The organism is Janibacter zhangyanbonis, assembly GCF_050507325.1.
In the GTDB taxonomy this organism is placed as follows: Bacteria; Actinomycetota; Actinomycetes; order Actinomycetales; family Dermatophilaceae; genus Janibacter.
Genome location: NZ_CP191481.1, coordinates 1933543 through 1950402 on the forward strand (window position 1 = coordinate 1933543; position 16860 = coordinate 1950402).

The 16860-nt window shown below is 73.0% G+C and carries 21 protein-coding genes; 3 read left to right on the forward strand and 18 right to left on the reverse strand.

What is annotated here, in order from left to right; genetic code table 11:
* Positions 1 to 63: 63 nt before the first annotated feature.
* The 9 genes from lgt to hisI are packed head-to-tail and all read right to left on the reverse strand — an operon-like array spanning position 64 to position 7559.
* Complete coding sequence (gene lgt, locus ACQBJO_RS09390) at positions 64 to 936, reverse strand: prolipoprotein diacylglyceryl transferase (protein ID WP_255183550.1); 873 nt, start codon at positions 934 to 936, stop codon at positions 64 to 66.
* On the reverse strand, positions 933 to 1730 hold the full coding sequence (locus ACQBJO_RS09395; protein WP_421008382.1) for a DsbA family protein: 798 nt from the start codon (positions 1728 to 1730) through the stop codon (positions 933 to 935). The genes lgt and ACQBJO_RS09395 overlap by 4 nt, the downstream gene beginning before the upstream one ends.
* The gene (locus ACQBJO_RS09400) at positions 1727 to 2206 is read right to left on the reverse strand and encodes a MauE/DoxX family redox-associated membrane protein (RefSeq protein WP_421008383.1); all 480 of its coding nucleotides are present in this window, start codon (positions 2204 to 2206) and stop codon (positions 1727 to 1729) included. Before ACQBJO_RS09400 ends, ACQBJO_RS09395 begins: the two co-directional genes overlap by 4 nt.
* A complete protein-coding gene (gene trpA, locus ACQBJO_RS09405; RefSeq protein WP_421008384.1) occupies positions 2203 to 3000 on the reverse strand; it encodes a tryptophan synthase subunit alpha in 798 nt (265 codons plus the stop codon). The genes ACQBJO_RS09400 and trpA overlap by 4 nt, the downstream gene beginning before the upstream one ends.
* Positions 2997 to 4217: a tryptophan synthase subunit beta gene (gene trpB / locus ACQBJO_RS09410; protein ID WP_255183554.1), complete on the reverse strand. Its 1221-nt coding sequence runs from the start codon at positions 4215 to 4217 to the stop codon at positions 2997 to 2999. Before trpB ends, trpA begins: the two co-directional genes overlap by 4 nt.
* A 14-nt stretch (positions 4218 to 4231) precedes the next feature.
* The gene (trpC, locus tag ACQBJO_RS09415; RefSeq protein ID WP_255183555.1) at positions 4232 to 5020 is read right to left on the reverse strand and encodes an indole-3-glycerol phosphate synthase TrpC; all 789 of its coding nucleotides are present in this window, start codon (positions 5018 to 5020) and stop codon (positions 4232 to 4234) included.
* 9 nt (positions 5021 to 5029) lie between these two features.
* On the reverse strand, positions 5030 to 5620 hold the full coding sequence (locus tag ACQBJO_RS09420) for a Trp biosynthesis-associated membrane protein (RefSeq protein WP_255183556.1): 591 nt from the start codon (positions 5618 to 5620) through the stop codon (positions 5030 to 5032).
* On the reverse strand, positions 5617 to 7188 hold the full coding sequence (locus ACQBJO_RS09425; protein ID WP_255183557.1) for an anthranilate synthase component I: 1572 nt from the start codon (positions 7186 to 7188) through the stop codon (positions 5617 to 5619). The genes ACQBJO_RS09420 and ACQBJO_RS09425 overlap by 4 nt, the downstream gene beginning before the upstream one ends.
* Complete coding sequence (gene hisI / locus ACQBJO_RS09430) at positions 7185 to 7559, reverse strand: phosphoribosyl-AMP cyclohydrolase (protein ID WP_421008385.1); 375 nt, start codon at positions 7557 to 7559, stop codon at positions 7185 to 7187. The genes ACQBJO_RS09425 and hisI overlap by 4 nt, the downstream gene beginning before the upstream one ends.
* 95 nt (positions 7560 to 7654) lie before the next feature.
* Between hisI and ACQBJO_RS09435 the strand changes: the two genes are divergently transcribed.
* Positions 7655 to 8293 (forward strand): TIGR03085 family metal-binding protein, encoded by a 639-nt coding sequence (locus tag ACQBJO_RS09435; protein WP_255183559.1) that lies wholly within the window; start codon positions 7655 to 7657, stop codon positions 8291 to 8293.
* 18 nt (positions 8294 to 8311) lie between these two features.
* Here ACQBJO_RS09435 and hisF read toward each other — a convergent pair whose 3' ends face one another.
* On the reverse strand, positions 8312 to 9100 hold the full coding sequence (gene hisF, locus ACQBJO_RS09440) for an imidazole glycerol phosphate synthase subunit HisF (protein WP_255183560.1): 789 nt from the start codon (positions 9098 to 9100) through the stop codon (positions 8312 to 8314).
* An 82-nt stretch (positions 9101 to 9182) separates the two neighbouring features.
* On the opposite strand from hisF, the gene ACQBJO_RS09445 reads away from it, so the two are divergent.
* Positions 9183 to 9731 carry a hypothetical protein gene (locus ACQBJO_RS09445; RefSeq protein ID WP_421008386.1) on the forward strand — a complete coding sequence of 183 codons (549 nt, stop codon included), beginning with the start codon at positions 9183 to 9185 and terminating at the stop codon, positions 9729 to 9731.
* Positions 9732 to 9759: 28 nt separating this feature from the next.
* Here ACQBJO_RS09445 and ACQBJO_RS09450 read toward each other — a convergent pair whose 3' ends face one another.
* The 4 genes from ACQBJO_RS09450 to pnuC all read right to left on the reverse strand — a co-directional run bounded on the left by ACQBJO_RS09450 (position 9760) and on the right by pnuC (position 12017).
* Complete coding sequence (locus ACQBJO_RS09450) at positions 9760 to 10191, reverse strand: PH domain-containing protein (protein ID WP_421008387.1); 432 nt, start codon at positions 10189 to 10191, stop codon at positions 9760 to 9762.
* Positions 10179 to 10967, reverse strand: coding sequence for an ATP phosphoribosyltransferase (gene hisG / locus ACQBJO_RS09455; protein WP_430407176.1), 789 nt, complete (start codon positions 10965 to 10967; stop codon positions 10179 to 10181). Before hisG ends, ACQBJO_RS09450 begins: the two co-directional genes overlap by 13 nt.
* A 61-nt stretch (positions 10968 to 11028) precedes the next feature.
* Positions 11029 to 11292: a phosphoribosyl-ATP diphosphatase gene (locus ACQBJO_RS09460; RefSeq protein WP_255183564.1), complete on the reverse strand. Its 264-nt coding sequence runs from the start codon at positions 11290 to 11292 to the stop codon at positions 11029 to 11031.
* Positions 11293 to 11303: 11 nt separating this feature from the next.
* Complete coding sequence (gene pnuC / locus ACQBJO_RS09465) at positions 11304 to 12017, reverse strand: nicotinamide riboside transporter PnuC (protein WP_421008388.1); 714 nt, start codon at positions 12015 to 12017, stop codon at positions 11304 to 11306.
* 224 nt (positions 12018 to 12241) lie between these two features.
* On the opposite strand from pnuC, the gene ACQBJO_RS09470 reads away from it, so the two are divergent.
* Positions 12242 to 13099 (forward strand): hypothetical protein, encoded by an 858-nt coding sequence (locus ACQBJO_RS09470; protein WP_421008389.1) that lies wholly within the window; start codon positions 12242 to 12244, stop codon positions 13097 to 13099.
* Positions 13100 to 13285: 186 nt separating this feature from the next.
* Here the strand turns inward: ACQBJO_RS09470 and rpe are convergent, their stop codons facing one another.
* From rpe to fmt, 4 genes are read right to left on the reverse strand one after another with little or no spacing between them, the layout of a single operon-like run.
* Entirely contained in the window at positions 13286 to 13942 is a 657-nt protein-coding gene (rpe, locus tag ACQBJO_RS09475) for a ribulose-phosphate 3-epimerase (protein WP_421008390.1), read from the reverse strand.
* A 25-nt stretch (positions 13943 to 13967) separates the two neighbouring features.
* Positions 13968 to 14351 carry a VOC family protein gene (locus tag ACQBJO_RS09480; protein WP_255183568.1) on the reverse strand — a complete coding sequence of 128 codons (384 nt, stop codon included), beginning with the start codon at positions 14349 to 14351 and terminating at the stop codon, positions 13968 to 13970.
* Between the two features lie 2 nt (positions 14352 to 14353).
* Positions 14354 to 15880, reverse strand: coding sequence for an RsmB/NOP family class I SAM-dependent RNA methyltransferase (locus ACQBJO_RS09485; RefSeq protein WP_421008391.1), 1527 nt, complete (start codon positions 15878 to 15880; stop codon positions 14354 to 14356).
* Positions 15877 to 16809, reverse strand: a complete 933-nt coding sequence (fmt, locus tag ACQBJO_RS09490; RefSeq protein WP_421008392.1) for a methionyl-tRNA formyltransferase — start codon at positions 16807 to 16809, stop codon at positions 15877 to 15879. The genes ACQBJO_RS09485 and fmt overlap by 4 nt, the downstream gene beginning before the upstream one ends.
* Positions 16810 to 16860: the final 51 nt, after the last annotated feature.

The following is a 16860-nucleotide window of genomic DNA, read 5'->3' on the forward strand; positions in this document are numbered from 1 at the left end:
CTGTTTCAGGGGCATCCGCGGACGTCGACGGCCACGGCGAGTGGAAGTGTAACAGCGCCTGTCTTACCTACTGAGAGGCGACTTCTCACTATCTGAGATATTCGTCTCCTCGCCCGAGCGTGCGCGCCGGCCGAGGACGATGTACAGAACCACACCGAGGACGAAGACGGCGAGGCTCGTCCAGATGTTGACGCGCAGTCCCAGGATCGTGTTCGCGGCATCGGTGCGCAGCATCTCGATGAAGAAGCGCCCCACGGGGTAGCCCGCGATGTAGAGGGCCATGACCTGCCCCGGCGCCAGCCGCACCCGCCGGTCGACGGCGATGATCACGATGGCGAGGACGAGCAGGAAGAGCGACTCGTAGAGGAAGGTCGGGTGGAAGGTGCCCAGGACGATCGGGTCCCCCGCCGCGTCGACCGCCGCGCGACCACCCGCCCAGCGATGGATCTCCAGGCCCCACGGCAGATCGGTCTCGGGGCCGTAGATCTCGTTGTTGAACCAGTTGCCCCACCGGCCGATGGCCTGGGCCACGAGGATGCCGGGCGCCACGGCGTCGGCGAAGGTGAGGAAGGACACCCCGAACTGCCGGCAGCCGATCCAGGCACCGACGGCGCCGAGCGCCACCGCACCCCAGATGCCGAGCCCGCCCTCCCAGATCTTCAGGGCGTCGAGAGGGTGCCCCCCTTCGCCGAAGTAGGGCTGGGGCGTGGTGATGACGTGGTAGATCCGGCCGCCGACGATGCCGAAGGGCACCGCCCACATGGCGACGTCGAGGACCGCACCCTCCTCGCCCCCGCGGGCGCGCAGACGCTGGTCACCGATCCAGATCGCCGCGGCGATGCCCGCGAGGATGCACAGGGCGTAGGCGTGGATCGTCAGCGGCCCCAGCTCGAGGACCCCGACGGTGGGCGAAGGGAGGAGCGCCGGAGTCGTCACGGGGTGGCCACCAGGTCCTGCGGGACCTTGCCACTCGTGAGAATCTCCTCGAGGCGCTGGGTGTCGGCGGTCATGGAGCCCTGGTCGAGGAGCGACCCCCAGTTGAGCTGGGTGCCCTCCACCTCGATGACCGGCGTGCCGGTGATCCCGTCCTTGACGCTCTGGTCGTCGACGCTCTGCACGTAGTCGACGTAGGTCTCCTTGTCGGTGCACTGCTGCCATGACGACATGGCGTCCCCCGAGAGCCCGGCTTCCTTCGCCGCCTTGGTGTAGTCGCTCGTCGGGAAGCCCTCGCGGGTCTCCTCCTTGGGCTGCAGCGCGAAGAGCGCCTGGTGGAACTCCTCCCACTTCCCCTGGTCGGCGGCGCAGACGGCGCTCGACCCGGCGACGGCCGACGAGTCGCCGCCGGTGTTGGTGTCGATGACCGTCTTGAGGTGGACGCGCAGGCGGATCTTGCCGTCCTTGGCCAGCTCGTTGATCGAGTCGCCCATCGACGACTCGAAGGTCCGGCAGATCGGGCAGCGGAAGTCCTCGTAGACATCGACGACCGGGGCGTCCTCGGCCGGCTTCGCCGAGGCGAAGGGCTCGATGGGCTCCCCCTTCGTCACGCCGTCGGGCAGCTGGCTCGCGCCGCCGCCCGAGCCGCCGCCGTCGCGGCTGGCCCAGATGACACCGCCCACGACGAGGGCGATCGCCAGGACGGCGACGATGCCGGCGACGACGATGACGTTGGCGCCGCCCCCGGTGCCCCGGGCGGCGGCCTGCGCCTTGGCCTTGCGGTCGTTGGTGCTCACTGCATCTCCTTGTCCCCGAAGAGGAGCCGGTCGAGGCTCCAGGTCGATCTCGACCGGATGGCCAGCCATGCCCCGCACACGGCGAGGCCGAGGTCGCGAGCGATCTCGCGACCGTACTTCGTCTGCTCGGGAGCCACCTGACCGCCGCCTCCGAAGCAGCCGCAGTCGATGCTCAGCCCGCGGGCCCACGCCTGCGCGATGCCGATGACGAAGGCGAGCATGAGCACGGTCCCGATGACCGCGGACACCCGGGTGAAGAGCCCGAGGACGAGCAGCACGCCGACGACGATCTCGACCCACGGCAGGGCATAGCCGATCCAGCGCGCCAGCTCGAAGGGCAGGACGTCGTAGGCCTGCACGGCCCGCGCCGCGCCGAGCGGGTTGCCGACCTTGAGCGCGCCGGCGACGACGAGCACGACCCCGAGGACGAGCCGGGCGAGCAGCCCGACGTGGTCGCGCAGGGCGGCCCGGCTCACGCCCGGCCCCGCACGCCCTCGGCGAGCTCGGCGGTCAGCTCCCGCAGCGCGGCGAGCCCCTCGTCACGGCCGCGGTCGAGCAGGGTGGCCACGAGCGCGCTGCCGACGATGACCCCGTCGGCGAAGGAGGCGACCTCGGCCGCCTGGGCACCCGTGCCGACGCCCAGGCCGACGCAGACGGGCAGGTCGGTGACGGCGCGCACGCGCTCGACGAGGCCCGGCGCCGCCGAGCCGACGGCGCCCCGGGCTCCGGTGACGCCCATCGTCGAGGCGGCGTAGACGAAGCCGCTGCACGCAGCGGTCACCGTCGCGAGCCGCTCGGGCGTCGAGCTGGGGGCGACGAGGAAGATCCGGTCGAGGCCGTGACGGTCGCTCGCCTCGATCCACTCCCCCGCCTCCTCGGGCACGAGGTCGGGCGTGATGATGCCGGTGCCGCCCCCGGCCGCGAGGTCGGCGGCGTAGCGGTCGACGCCGCGGCGCAGCACGAGGTTCCAGTAGGACATGACCACCGGCACGGCACCCGCGCCGCGCACGGCGGCGGTGGCCCGGAAGACGTCGTCGACGTGGACCCCCTTCGCGAGGGCCTCGGTGGCGGCGCGCTGGATGACCGGGCCGTCCATGACCGGGTCGCTGTAGGGCATGCCGACCTCGACGATGTCGGCGCCGGCCTCGGCGAGCGCGGCCACGGCCGCGATCGATCCCTCGACGTCGGGGTAGCCGACGGGCAGGTAGCCGATGAGCGCCGCACGCCCCTCGGCCCGGCACCGCTCGAAGACACCCTGCAGCGCGCTCATGCCTGTCCCTCCTCGTCGTCGACGAGGCCGAACCACTGCGCCGCCGTGTGCATGTCCTTGTCGCCCCGGCCGGAGAGGTTCACCAGGAGCAGCGCCTCGGGGCCGAGCTCGCGACCCACCTCGAGGGCTGCCGCCAACGCGTGCGAGGACTCGAGCGCCGGGATGATGCCCTCCGTGCGGCAGAGCAGCTGGAAGGCGTGCATCACCTGCTCGTCGGTGGCATAGCGGTACTCGGCCCGGCCGGAGTCGCGCAGGTGGGAGTGCTCGGGGCCGACGCTCGGGTAGTCCAGGCCCGCGGAGATCGAGTGCGTCTCGAGGGTCTGGCCCTCGTCGTCCTGCATGAGATAGCTCATCGCCCCGTGGAGGACACCCGGCTCGGCCGTCGCGAAGCGCGCGGCGTGCCGACCGGTCTCGATGCCCTCGCCGCCGGCCTCGACGCCGACGAGGCGGACGCCCTCGTCGCCGACGAAGCGGTGGAAGATGCCCATGGCATTGGACCCGCCGCCGACGCACGCGATGACGGCATCGGGCAGGCGCCCGGTGAGCTCGAGCACCTGCTCACGGGCCTCCTCGCCGATGATCTTGTGGAAATCACGGACCATCTCGGGGAAGGGGTGCGGGCCGGTCACCGTGCCGAGGACGTAGTGGGTGTGCTCGACGTTGGTCACCCAGTCGCGCATGGCCTCGTTGATCGCGTCCTTGAGGGTCGCGCTGCCGTGCTCGACCGCGACGACCTCGGCGCCGAGGATCTTCATGCGGGCGACGTTGAGCGCCTGCCGCTCGGTGTCGACCTTGCCCATGTAGACGGTGCACTCCAGGCCCATGAGGGCCGCGGCGGTCGCCGTCGCGACACCGTGCTGCCCGGCGCCCGTCTCGGCGATGACCCGGGTCTTGCCCATGCGCTTGGTGAGCAGCGTCTGGGCGAGCACGTTGTTGATCTTGTGGCTGCCCGTGTGGTTGAGGTCCTCGCGCTTGAGGATGATCCGGGCGCCACCGGCGTGCTCGGCGAAGCGCGGCACCTCGGTGATGATGCTCGGCCGGCCCGTGTAGGTGCGGTGCAGCCGGGCGAGCTCGTCGACGAACTCGGGGTCGACGGCGGCCTTCTGCCGGGCCTCGTCGAGCTCCTCGAGCGCCGGGATGAGCGCCTCGGGGACGTAGCGCCCGCCGAAGCGGCCGAAGCGGCCCGCCGCGGGCTCGGGGGTGGTCTGGTCGGTCATGGGTCCTCCGGTCGTCACTGCTGGCCTGCGGCGATCATCGCGCGCACCCCGCCGGCGGGGTCTCCGCCGACGACGAGAGCCTCGCCGACGAGGATCGCGTCGGCCCCGGCCCGGGCGAAGAGCTCGGCCTCCTGCGGTCCCGTGACGCCGGACTCGGCGATCCGGACGCACGAAGGGGGGATGAGCGGGGCGAGGCGGGCAAAGGTGTCGGTGTCGACGTCGAGCGTCTTGAGATTGCGGTTGTTGACGCCGATGACGGTGGCGCCGGCGTCCACCGCGCGGGTCGTCTCGGCCTCGTCGTGGACCTCGACGAGCGCGGTCAGGCCGAGGCTGCCGGCCAGGCCCATGAGGTCGGCCAGGCGCCGGTCGTCGAGCGCGGCGACGATGAGCAGGATGATGTCGGCGCCGTGGGCCCGCGCCTCCCAGATCTGGTACTCGCTGACCATGAAGTCCTTGCGCAGGACCGGCAGGTCGACGGCGGCGCGGACGGCGTCGAGGTCGTCGAGGCTGCCGCCGAAGCGGCGCTGCTCCGTGAGCACGGAGATCGCGCTCGCCCCACCCTCGGCGTAGGCGCTCGCGAGCGCCGCCGGGTCGGGGATGTCCGAGAGGGCGCCCTTGCTCGGGCTGGAGCGCTTGACCTCCGCGATGACGCTCAGGCCGGGGCGCCGCAGGAGCGCCTCGGCGTCGCGTGGGGCGGGCAGTCCGTCGCACTGGCGCTGCAGGCGCTCGAGCGACGTCTGCGCCTCGCGCCCGGCCAGGTCCTCACGGACGCCGTCGATGATCTGGTCGAGGACGCTGGGCATGCCGACAGGCTAGTCGACGCTCGGGTCGTCCCCGAGGGTGACCCGGTCCCAGTCGGAGGCGACCCGCTCCCCGCGCGCCCCGCTGACGTCACCGGCGTCCGGGTCGCCGCCCGGGCGCTCGTACTTGCCGCCGAGACCGCCCCACCGACGACCACCGACGACCCCGCCGACGCAGGAGATCGCGAGGAGCCCGGCCGCGACGACGGCGACCCAGGGCCAGGTCGTCGCCGATCCGGTCGCCTCGAGGGCGCCGGTCCCGCCGGAGTGGGTGGCCGCGACGGACCCGAGGACCGCGGGAGCGTCGAGGACGGCCCTCAGGGAGAGGGCGACGACCCCGGCGGCGACGAGGCCGAGCACGGCGAGGCAGATCCAGCGGGCGATCCGGCCCGAGGTCGTGGCGGCGATGGCCGCGGCCATGGCGACGAGCGCGATGCCGGCGAGACCCGGGGCGGCCTCCGAGCCGGTGGCGCTGCTGCGCACCGGGCCGGCGACACCGTCGACGGTGCCGGTGATCCAGTCGGCGCGACCGGCGGCGAGCAGGACGATCCCGGCCGCGATGGCGAGCAGGACGACGACGGGCTTGCGGGTGAGCAGCCTCACGAGGCACCCCCGACGGGTCGCACGGCGCGCGCGGACGCGACCGCGGCGAGCGCGGCCCCGGCCTTGTGCACCGTCTCCTCCTGCTCGAGGCTCGGCACCGAGTCGGCGACGATGCCGGCACCGGCCTGCACGTGGGCCCGCCCGTCCTTGACGAGCGCGGTGCGGATGGCGATGGCCATGTCCATGTCGCCGTGGAAGTCGAGATAGCCGACGACCCCGCCGTAGACCCCGCGGCGACTGCGCTCGTAGTGCTCGATGAGCTGCAGGGCGCGCGGCTTGGGCGCACCCGAGAGCGTGCCGGCGGGGAAGGTGGCCACGAGGACGTCGAAGGCGTTGACCCCCTTCGCCATCTCGCCGACGACGGTCGACTCGAGGTGGATGACGTGGCTGTAGCGGCGCAGGTTCATGAACTCGACGCACTCGACGGTGCCGGCGGAGCAGACCCGCTGCAGGTCGTTGCGGCCGAGGTCGACGAGCATGAGGTGCTCGGCTCGCTCCTTGGGGTCCTCGATGAGGTCCTCCTCGAGCTGGAGGTCCTGCTCCGGGGTCTTGCCCCGGGGACGGGTGCCGGCGATGGGGTGGGTGATCGCCCGGCGGCCGGTCACCTTGACGAGCGCCTCCGGCGAGGAGCCGACGACCTCGTAGACCGACCCGTCGGGGTGCGGCAGCCGCACGAAGTACATGTACGGGCTCGGGTTGGACCGCCGCAGCGCGCGGTAGACCTCGAGCGCATCGACGGGGCAGGGGGTGCTGAAGCGCTGCGACAGCACGACCTGGAAGACCTCGCCGGAGCGGATGTCCTCCTTGGCCTGCTCGACGATCTCCTCGAAGCGCTCGACCGTCACGTCGCTCTCGACCTCCCTGCGGGCCGCGGCCGCTGCCTCCGGGTCGACGGTCGCGACCGTGCTCGGGGCCGGGGCCGCGAGCCGCTCGGTCATCGCGTCGAGTCGGGCGACGGCGTCCTGCCAGGCCTCCTCGACCCGCTCGTCGGTGTCGTCGTAGTTGATCGCATTGGCCACGAGCAGGAGCGAGCCGTCGCTGTGGTCGAGGACGGCGACGTCCGTGGCGAGGACCATGCCGAGCTCGGGCACGCCGAGCACGTCGGGCAGCTCGCTCGGCACCCGCTCCCACCGGCGCACGGCGTCGTAGGTGATCGCGCCGACCATGCCGCCGGTCAGGGGCGGCAGCCCGTCGATGGGGTCGGTCGACAGGGCCTCGAGGGTCGCCCGCAGCGCAGCGGTGGGGTCGCCGTCGGTGGGCACGCCGACGGGCGGCTCGCCGATCCAGTGCGTCTGCCCGTCGCGCTCGGTGAGCGTCGCGCGGCTCTGCGCGCCGATGATCGACCACCGCGACCACACGCCGCCGTGCTCGGCCGACTCGAGGAGGAAGGTGCCGGGCGCGTCCCCCGCGAGCTTGCGGTAGACGCCGACCGGGGTCTCGCCGTCGGCGACGAGGCGTCGCACGACGGGCACGACCCGGCGGTCCCGGGCGAGGACGCTGAAGGTGTCGAGGTCGGGCCAGGTGCGTCCGGGGGTGAGGTCGGGCACCTCCGTCTGCGGTGCCGTCACGCCGTCGCCCCCACGCTCGCACCGAGGTCGCCGGCGTCGAAGCAGGTGCGGTCGCCGGTGTGGCAGGCCGCGCCGACCTGGTCGACCTGCACGAGGAGGGCATCGCCGTCGCAGTCGAGGGCGACCGAGCGCACGTGCTGCACGTGGCCCGAGGTGTCGCCCTTGCGCCAGTACTCCTGCCGGCTGCGGGACCAGAAGGTCACCCGACCGCTCGTCAGCGTGCGGTGCAGGGCCTCGTCGTCCATCCAGCCGAGCATGAGCACCTCGCGGGTGTCGTGCTGCTGGACGATCGCGGCGACGAGACCGGCCGGGTCCCGGCTCAGCCGGTCGGCGATCTCGGGGGGCAGGGGCGAGGTCGAAGGGGTGGACACCCCCGCATTCTGGCACTCGCTCGCGTCGCGCCGCCGACGTGCCCGGGGTTACCCTGCGACGTCAGACAGACCGCCCACCGGCCGAGGAGGCCCACGTGATCCGCCATGCACGCGCCGAGCGCCTCGCCCTGTGCGACACCCTCCTCGAGGTCGGCCCCGACGTGCCGACCCTGTGCGGCACGTGGACGAGCGCGGACCTGCTGGCCCACCTCCTCGTCCGCGAGGGCCGCCCGGACCTGGCCGCGGGGATCTTCGCCGCTCCCCTGGCCGGCCGCACCGAGGCCGCGATGGCCGGCCTGCTGGCGAAGCACGACTTCGGTGACCTCGTCGAGCGGCTGCGCCAGGGGCCGCCGCGCCTGCACCCGGCGCGGGTGCCGGCCGTCGACGAGCAGATGAACCTCGTCGAGATGTTCATCCACCACGAGGACGTCCTGCGGGCGCAGCTCGGCGCGCCCCGGCGCACCCTCAGCAGCGAGATGACCTCGGCCCTCGGTGACCGCCTGGGCCTCATGGGCCGGATGCTCTTCCGCAGTGCGAAGGGGGTCGACCTCGCCCTCGTCACCGCCAAGCGGCGCACGAAGGTCGGCTCGGGCAACGGCCCGGTCGTCGAGATCCACGGCCGACCCGGCGAGATCCTGCTCTTCGGCTACGGCCGGCAGGCGGTCGCGGAGGTCGAGCTCATCGGCCCGCCCGATGCGGTCGAGACGGTCCGCACCGGCAGCTACGAGGTCTGAGCAGCCGGTCGGCGCGGCTCAGTCGGCGCGGCCGCGCCGCACCGGGTGCCCGGCCGCGTCGAGGGCGTCCTTGACCTCACCGATCGTCACCTCGCCGAAGTGGAAGATGCTCGCCGCGAGCACCGCATCGGCCCCGGCCTCGACCGCCGGCGGCATGTGCTCGGCGGCGCCGGCCCCACCGCTGGCGATGACCGGGATGCCCACCTCGGCGCGCACGGCCCGGATCAGCTCGAGGTCGAAGCCCGCCTTGGTGCCGTCGGCGTCCATGGAGTTGAGCAGGATCTCCCCCGCCCCGAGCTCGGCGGCGCGGGCGCACCACTCGATGGCGTCGAGCCCCGTGCGGGTCCGACCGCCGTGCGTCGTCACCTCGAACCCGCCTGCGGCAGAGCCGTCCTCGCGGGTGCGTCGGCGCACGTCGGCCGACAGCACCAGCACCTGGGCGCCGAAGCGGTCGGCGACCTCGCTGATGAGCTCGGGCCGCGCGATGGCGGCCGTGTTGACCCCGACCTTGTCGGCGCCGCAGCGCAGCAGCCGGTCGACGTCGTCGACGGTGCGCACTCCCCCGCCGACCGTGAGCGGGATGAAGACCTCCTCGGCCGTGCGCGTGACGACGTCGTAGGTCGTCGCCCGGTCGGAGCTGCTCGCCGTGACGTCGAGGAAGGTCAGCTCGTCGGCCCCCTGCTGCCCGTAGCGCCGGGCGAGCTCGACAGGGTCACCGGCATCACGCAGGTGCTCGAAGTTGACGCCCTTGACGACCCGTCCGGCGTCGACGTCGAGGCACGGGATGACACGCACGGCGAGAGACACGCGGGGCAGCCTACCCAGCAGGGCGAAGGGAGCACCGCCGCCGGTCACGTGGTGGGCCGGGCCGGCGGCTACGCTCCGTGCGGTGTCCGCCCTTCGCCAGGTCCTCGATCACGCCGCCACGGCACCGCCCTCGTGCGGCCGGGTCCACGTCATCGCCGTCGACGGGCGCAGCGGCTCCGGCAAGACCTCCCTCGCCCGCGAGGTCGCGGCCGCGTGGGAGGCGCCGGTGGTCTCGATGGACTCGATCTACCCCGGCTGGTCCGGGCTGGCCGCCGCCACGGGCCTGCTCGTCGAGCACGTGCTGCTCCCCCTGACCCGCGGCGAGGACCCGATCGTCCCGACGTGGGACTGGCTCGCCGACCGACCCGGCCCGCGCATCCCGCTCGAGGTCGACGAGCGGCTCGTCGTCGAGGGATGCGGGAGCACGGTGGGCGCTGCGGCTCCCTTCGCCGGCACGCGGGTGTGGCTCGACGGGGCGCCGGAGCTGCGCCGGGCGCGGGCGATCGCCCGTGACGGGGCGGTCTTCGAGGCCCACTGGGAGATGTGGGCCGCGCAGGAGGAGGCGGTCTTCGGGGCGGACGGCACCCGTGAACGGGCCCACCTGTCCCTCTCCATCTCGGCAAGACCCTAGGGTCCTGCAGGGTTGGCAGCCTCCGGTCTCAGCCGATGAGGTCCGCCAGGCGCTGTGCCTCGTCCATCGAGCCCGCGCCGTCAGAGCGCTGGATCGCCATGACCGCCATGTCGAGGCCGTCGGCGAGGTCGATGCGCGGCCACGGCATCCCCTGGGAGAAGCGCACGGCCGTGATCTGCTCCCACGGCACGAACTCGCCGGGCCCGAGGTTGCGCACGTAGAGCCCCTCGGCGGTCGGCCGGGCGTGGATCGTCGCGTAGCGCGACATCAGCGCGGCGACACCGACCCCGATGCCGATGCACGTCAGCTGGTCCATGATCTCGTAGCGGTCGGGCAGGCTGAGCGCGAGCAGCACCGACCCGACGAGGGTCGCGACGCCGAGGACCGTCGCGACCCACCGCCCGCGGGTGGGACGGAAGACGGCGGCGGCGGCGCGGTCGGGGGCGGTCACAGTCGGCACGCGGTGATCTCGGTGACGAGGATGGCCCTGGCGCCGAGGTCGTAGAGCTCGTCCATGATCCGGTTGGTCCGACCCCGGGGCACCATCGAGCGCACCGCGCACCAGCTCTCGTCGTGCAGGGTGCTGACCGTCGGCGACTCGAGGCCCGGTGTCAGCTGCACCGCCTGCTCGACGATGGCGGCCGGGCAGTCGTAGTCGAGCAGGACGTACTCGCGGGCCGTGACGACGCCGGTGAGGCGACGGTGGAGGACGTCGATCCCCCCTTCGCTGGCGTCCGCGCGGCGGATGAGCACGGCCTCGCTGCGCAGGATCGGCTCGCCGAAGACCTCGAGCCCCTGCTGGCGCAGGGTCGTGCCGGTCTCGACGACGTCGGCGATCGCGTCGGCGACGCCGAGGGTGATGGCGGTCTCGACGGCGCCGTCGAGACGCACGACGTCGGCGGTGACCCCCTTCGCCTCGAGGTGCGAGCGCACGAGGCCGGCATAGGAGGTGGCCACGCGACGACCGTCGAGGTCGGCGGCGCTGCTCGCCTCGCCGGGGCGGCCGGCGAAGCGGAAGGTCGAGCCGCCGAAGCCCAGACCCATGACCTCGGTGGCCGTGGAGCCGGAGTCGAGGAGCAGGTCGCGGCCGGTGATGCCGGCGTCGACCTGGCCCTTGCCGACGTAGAGGGCGACGTCACGCGGACGCAGGTAGAAGAACTCGACGTCGTTGTCCTGGTCGGCGACGATCAGCTCCTTGCTGTCGCGGCGGACGCGGTAGCCCGCCTCGCGGAGCATCTCGACGGTCGGTTCGGACAGGGAGCCCTTGTTGGGGACGGCGATGCGCACGGGAGTCCTCTCAGAGGTGGGTGTAGACGTCCTCGACGGTGAGCCCACCGTCGATCATGAGGACCTGCAGGTGGTAGAGCAGCTGGCTGATCTCCTCGGCCAGCTCCTCCTTGCTCTGGTACTCGGCCGCCATCCACACCTCGGCGGCCTCCTCGACGACCTTCTTGCCGATGGCATGGGTCCCCGCGTCGAGCTGGGCCACGGTGCCCGAGCCCTCGGGCCGCTCGGCGGCCTTGCGGGTGAGTTCGTCGAAGAGGCTCTCGAAGGTCTTCACAGGGCCCCAGACTAGTTGGCGAGCGCGGTGGGCTCGTCCACGGGCTCACGGTCCGGACGCTCCGCGCGCGAGGCACGCAGCCACACGACGAAGCCGTAGAGGACGAAGCCCGCGTAGACGGCGTAGAGGACGGCCGTCGGCAGGTAGCCGCTCGTCCACAGCAGCGGCACGCCGACGAGGTCGACGCCGATCCAGATGAGCCAGAACTCGTTCCACCCGCGGGCCATGGCATAGGTCGCCAGGAGCGAGCCCATGAAGATCCACGCATCGGCCACGTGGTACCAGCGCGGGGCGGGCCAGCCGGCACCGAGCATCGTGAAGACCTGCTGGGCCACCGCGATGCCGACGACCATCATCACGGCCAGGCCGGCGCGCTCGCCCCACGTGGCCCACCGCGGGGTGATCGCGTGGGCGTCACCCGTGTGCTGCTCGCGCTTGACCTGCCGCCAGCGCCACCAGCCGTAGACCGAGGTGATGATGAAGAAGATCTGCCGGGCCGACTGGCCGAAGAGCGGCGCCTTGTCGTCGACGCCCAGGGTGATGCCGATGTAGACGAAGAAGAGGATGACGTTGCCGACGATCCCGATCGGCCAGGCCCAGACCTTGCGGAGCATGCCGCCGACCGCCGAGGCCAGGCCGAAGCCGATGCCGATGACCTCCATGAGGGAGAGCCGGTAGCCGGCGATGTCGACGCCGGCCGAGTAGATCCATTCGATGATGGACATGGGTGATCCGATCCGCGCGCGCCGCTCCCGTCCGGACTGTCACCGTCGGCCCCGGGGTTCTGTTACCGGAGTTCACCGCCTGCCGCAGCAGTCGGGTCGCGGGCTCTCACCGCCGGTGCGGAGTTTCACCGCGTCACGTGGCACGTGCACGACCATTGTCCGAAGGGAGGGTCCGCGCGGCAATTCGGTGGTGCCGTGAGACGCGACACCCGCACACTGGGCCCATGGAGCTGACCGAGCAGTCCTTCCGTGCGCTGGCGCGCAGCTCGCCGTGGCGGTGGCGCTCCGTGCACCTCGTGCGCGAGGTCGGCGGCCCCGTGGGCGAAGGGGACGTCGAAGCCGTGATCCGGCGACCGCACCTCATGCGGGTGGTCGCCGACGGCGAGGTGCACGTGGTGCGGGACGGACCGACGCGGGTCGCGCCCTACACGCGCGACGGCAGGAGTGGCCCCGTCGACCTGCCCACGGCCGCCGATGTCAGGCCCGTGCTCGACGCCGACGGCCTGGTGCGCGTCCGTCCGGACAGTGCAGTGGTGGGTCTCGACGACCCGATGTGGCAGTCCTACGACTGGGTGGCGATGCTCGACCCGGTCGAGCTCGCGGACGGTTCGCCGTGGCGGGACCCCGCGACCGGCGCCGACGTCGAGACGCCACCGCTGGCCCCCGAGCCCTACCCCGAGCTGGACTGGCCGACGCGTGTCCCGGTCCCGGGCACGCTCGTGTCCGACCTGCGTGCCGGTGACCGGCACGGTCGGGCGACGTGGTGGGCGCGGGTCGTGCCGACGTGGGCCTACGAGCCGCGGTGCAGCTGCTGCCCGCTGCTGCCGAGCGAGGTCGCGGACCGGCTCGAGCACGACGAGGAGGGGTCCCCCTTCGTCCCGGGGCGCGCGTACCCGCAGGCTCACGACGTCGCGCTCGACGTGGCCACGGGCATCTGCGTCGAGATCCACGCTGTCGGCGGACCCGCACCCGGGCTCGTGCACGACGTGCGCATCCACGCGGTCGACGAGGCATACGGCGACGAGCTCTTCATCGAGCGCAGCCGCTGGCTGCCTCGCGCCCCACGGTTCCGGGGGCGCTGACCCGGCCGCGGCCGCAGGGTCTCGAAGGAAGGTGGTGGCGTTGACGTCACCCGACGGCGTTGGTGCCACCTGGTTGCCCGGAGAAGGGGGACCAGGTGGCACCAACGCTCCCAACTGCGCAGGCCCCTGTCCGCCCGCCGCTGCCCGCTCCATCACACGGGTGACGGCCGCGGGCCGGATACCAGGTCAGTGCGCGTGCGCCCGGGCCAGCTCGCGCAACTCGTCGACCGCCGCGGCGGCCGACTCGGCCCCGTAGACGGCCGACCCGGCGACGAAGACGTCGGCGCCGGCCTCGGCGCACTGCTCGATGGTCTTTGCCGAGACGCCGCCGTCGACCTGGACCCAGATGTCACCGCCGTGCTTCTTCACGGCCTCGCGCACCTGCGCGACCTTGGGCATCTGGTCGGCCATGAAGGACTGCCCGCCGAAGCCGGGCTCGACGGTCATGACGAGCACCATGTCGAGCTCGGGCAGCAGCTCCTCGTAGGGCGCGAAGGGAGTACCCGGCTTGATCGCCATCGACGCCCGGGCGCCCTGGGCACGGATGTCGCGGGCCAGCCGCACCGGGTCGTGCGCCGCCTCGATGTGGAAGGTCACGCTCTGCGCGCCCGCCTCGGCGTAGGGCGGCGCCCACCGGTCGGGGTCCTCGATCATCAGGTGGCAGTCGATCGGGATCGGGCTGACCTTGAGCAGTGATTCGATGATCGGCAGACCCAGGGTGAGGTTGGGGACGAAGTGCGCGTCCATGACGTCGACGTGGGCCCAGTCGGCGTTGTCGATCGCCTGCAGCTCGGACTGCAGGTTGGCGAAGTCGGCGGACAGGATGCTCGGGGAGATCTGCACGAAGTTCCTTGTGGGAGAAGGGTGGTCAGCTCTGGTGGATGGACAGGACGTTGCCGACGGTGTCTTCGATCTGGAAGTGCTTCCCGATCGCGTCGTGCGTCAGCTCGAGGCGGAAGACGATGTCACCGCGCGCGCGGAGCCGCTCGTACTCCGCCTCGACGTCGTGGACGGCGAGCATGAGCGCGGTCAGACCCTCCCGGAACTGGTGCTCCTGGAAGCGGCGGGTGATCTCGTCGGTGATCGGCTCGAGGTTGATCTGGCAGCCCATCTCCCACCCGGTGCTCGGGCCGAGGATGTAGAGCTGCTCGGAGTGGACGACGAGGGCGTCGCGCCAGCCGAGGACCTGCGTGTAGAAGTCGTAGGCCTTGGGGCCGTCGTTGACGTGGATGCCGGCGACGAGGACGCGCACGGTCAGGCCTTCTTCCGCAGGAGGGACAGGAACATGCCATCCGTGCCGTGCACGTGCGGCCACAGCTGGGCGTGCGGGCCCTCGCCGAGGGCACCGAGGTCGGCGACCGCCGCGCCGGCGAGCAGCTCGCGGGCGTCGAGCACCTCGACGTCGTCGCGCTTCTTGACGACGTCACGCACGACGAAGGTCGTCTCCGACAGGTGCGGGCTGCACGTCGCGTAGGCGACGACACCACCGGGGCGGGTCGCGTCGATCCCGGCGGCGAGCAGGTCACGCTGCAGCGGCCCGAGCGCAGCCAGGTCACCGGGCTGGCGGCGCCAGCGGGCCTCGGGCCGACGGCGCAGCGCGCCGAGGCCGGTGCACGGCGCGTCGACGAGCACCCGGTCGTAGACCTCCGGCTCGTCGACGCCGACGTCGCGCCCGTCACCGGTGCGCACGACGATCTCGCGACCGGCGTCGGCCGCGGCGGCCACCGCCGGTCGCAGGCTCTGCCGGACGAGGTCGGTGCGGTGCTCGCTCACCTCGTTGGCCACGAGGTCGGCGCCCTGCTGCAGCGCGAGGGCCGCGAGGAGACCGGCCTTGCCGCCGGGGCCGGCGCACAGGTCGAGCCACCGCTCGGGCGCACCGTCACTGCGCGGGGCGACCGGCGCGGCGGCGAGCGCGAGAGCCAGCAGCTGGCTCCCTTCGTCCTGGACCGCGGCGCGACCATCACGGATCGCCTCGAGGTCACCGGGGGCACCCGACTCCAGCTCCGCGGCGAAGGGGGACCACCGCCCGGGCTGCGCACCGGCGGCGAGGAGCTCGTCGATCGTGGCCAGGCCGGGGCGGGCGACGAGCGAGACGTCGGCGGGCACGTTGTGCGCGGCGAGCAGGTCGGCGAGCACGTCGTCGGCGCTCTCGGGCGTCGCCGCACCGTGACCGATGAGCGCCTGGCGCAGCGCCTTGACCACCCAGACCGGGTGCGACTGCGCGACCGAGAGGCGCTCGACGACCGGCTCGGCGGGCACGACCGCCTCGAGCCAGGCGTCGCGGCTGCGCTCGCCGATGCGGCGCATCACGGCGTTGACGAGGCCGGCTGCGCCCTGACCGGCGACCGAGCGGGCGAGCGCGACCGACTGGTCGGCGGCGGCGTGCTCGGGCACCCGCATGCCGAGCACCTGGTGGGCCCCCATCCGCAGCACGTCGAGGACTCCCCCGTCGAGCTTCGAGACGGGGCGCTGGGCCGCCTCGGCGATGATCGCGTCGTAGAGGCCCTGCATGCGCAGGGTGCCGTAGGTCAGCTCGGTGGCGAACCCGGCGTCCCGCCCGCTCAGCCGCGCCCGGCGCAGCGCCTTGGGCAGCTCGAGGTTGGCATAGGCACCCTCGTGCGAGACCGCCCGCAGCACGCGCAGCGCGGTCGTGCGCGGCACGTCCCCCTGGCGGGAGCGGGCCGAGGGTGCGGTCCGGGACTTCTGCCGCGGTCCGCGGTGCCCACCCCGGTCGCGCTGGCCGCCGCGCTGCCCGCGCCCTCCGTCACGTCGCTCGCTCATGCCGACTCCTCCCCGAGACGCTCACCCGCGTCGATCCGGACCCCACGGGCCCAGTCCGCGGCGGGCATGGGCTTCTTGCCGAGCGGGGTCACCTCGCCGAGGCGCACCGCGCGGTCGGCGGTGCCGACGAGCACCTCGCGCTTGCGGGCCTCGACGGTGCCGGCGGGCAGGCGCTCGTCGGTGACCGTCAGCGGCCCGACCTTGAGCCGCTCCCCGCGGAAGGTCGTCCACGCACCCGGCGCCGGCGTGCAGCCGCGCACGAGCCGGTCGACGGCGAGCGCCGGGTGACCGAAGTCGATCCGGGCGTCGTCGACGGTGATCTTGGCGGCATGGCTGACACCTTCGCCGGGCTGTGCCTGCGGCTCGAGGTCGCCGGAGGCGATGCCGTCCATCGTCGCGACGAGCAGGGGCGCACCGGCGTCGGCGAGCCGCTCGAGGAGCGCCCCGGAGGTGTCGTCGGGGCGGATCCGCTCGGTCATCGTCCCGAAGACCGGGCCGGTGTCGAGGCCGGTCTCGATGAGGAAGGTGCTCGCGCCGGTGATCTCGTCACCGGCGATGAGGGCCCGCTGCGCGGGAGCCGCGCCACGCCACGCCGGGAGCAGGGAGAAGTGCAGGTTGACCCAGCCGTGGGTCGGGATGTCGAGCAGCTGTGCCGGCAGCAGCGCGCCGTAGGCGACCACCGGGCAGCAGTCAGGGGCCAGCTCGGTGAGCCGGGCGACGAAGTCCTCGTCCGTCGGCCGGGTCGGGGTGAGCACCTCGAGGCCGGCCTCCAGCGCGGCGGCCTTGACCGGGGAGGGCTCAAGCCGACGGCCGCGCCCGACGCGGGCATCGGGTCGGGTGACCACGGCGACGACCTCGTGGTCGGAGTCGAGCAGGGCACGAAGGGAGGGGACGGCGACCTCGGGGGTCCCGGCAAAGATCAGTCGCACCCGGCGAAGTCTAGATGCCCCCGGCAGACGCTTCGGGGCCCGGCGGTCAGC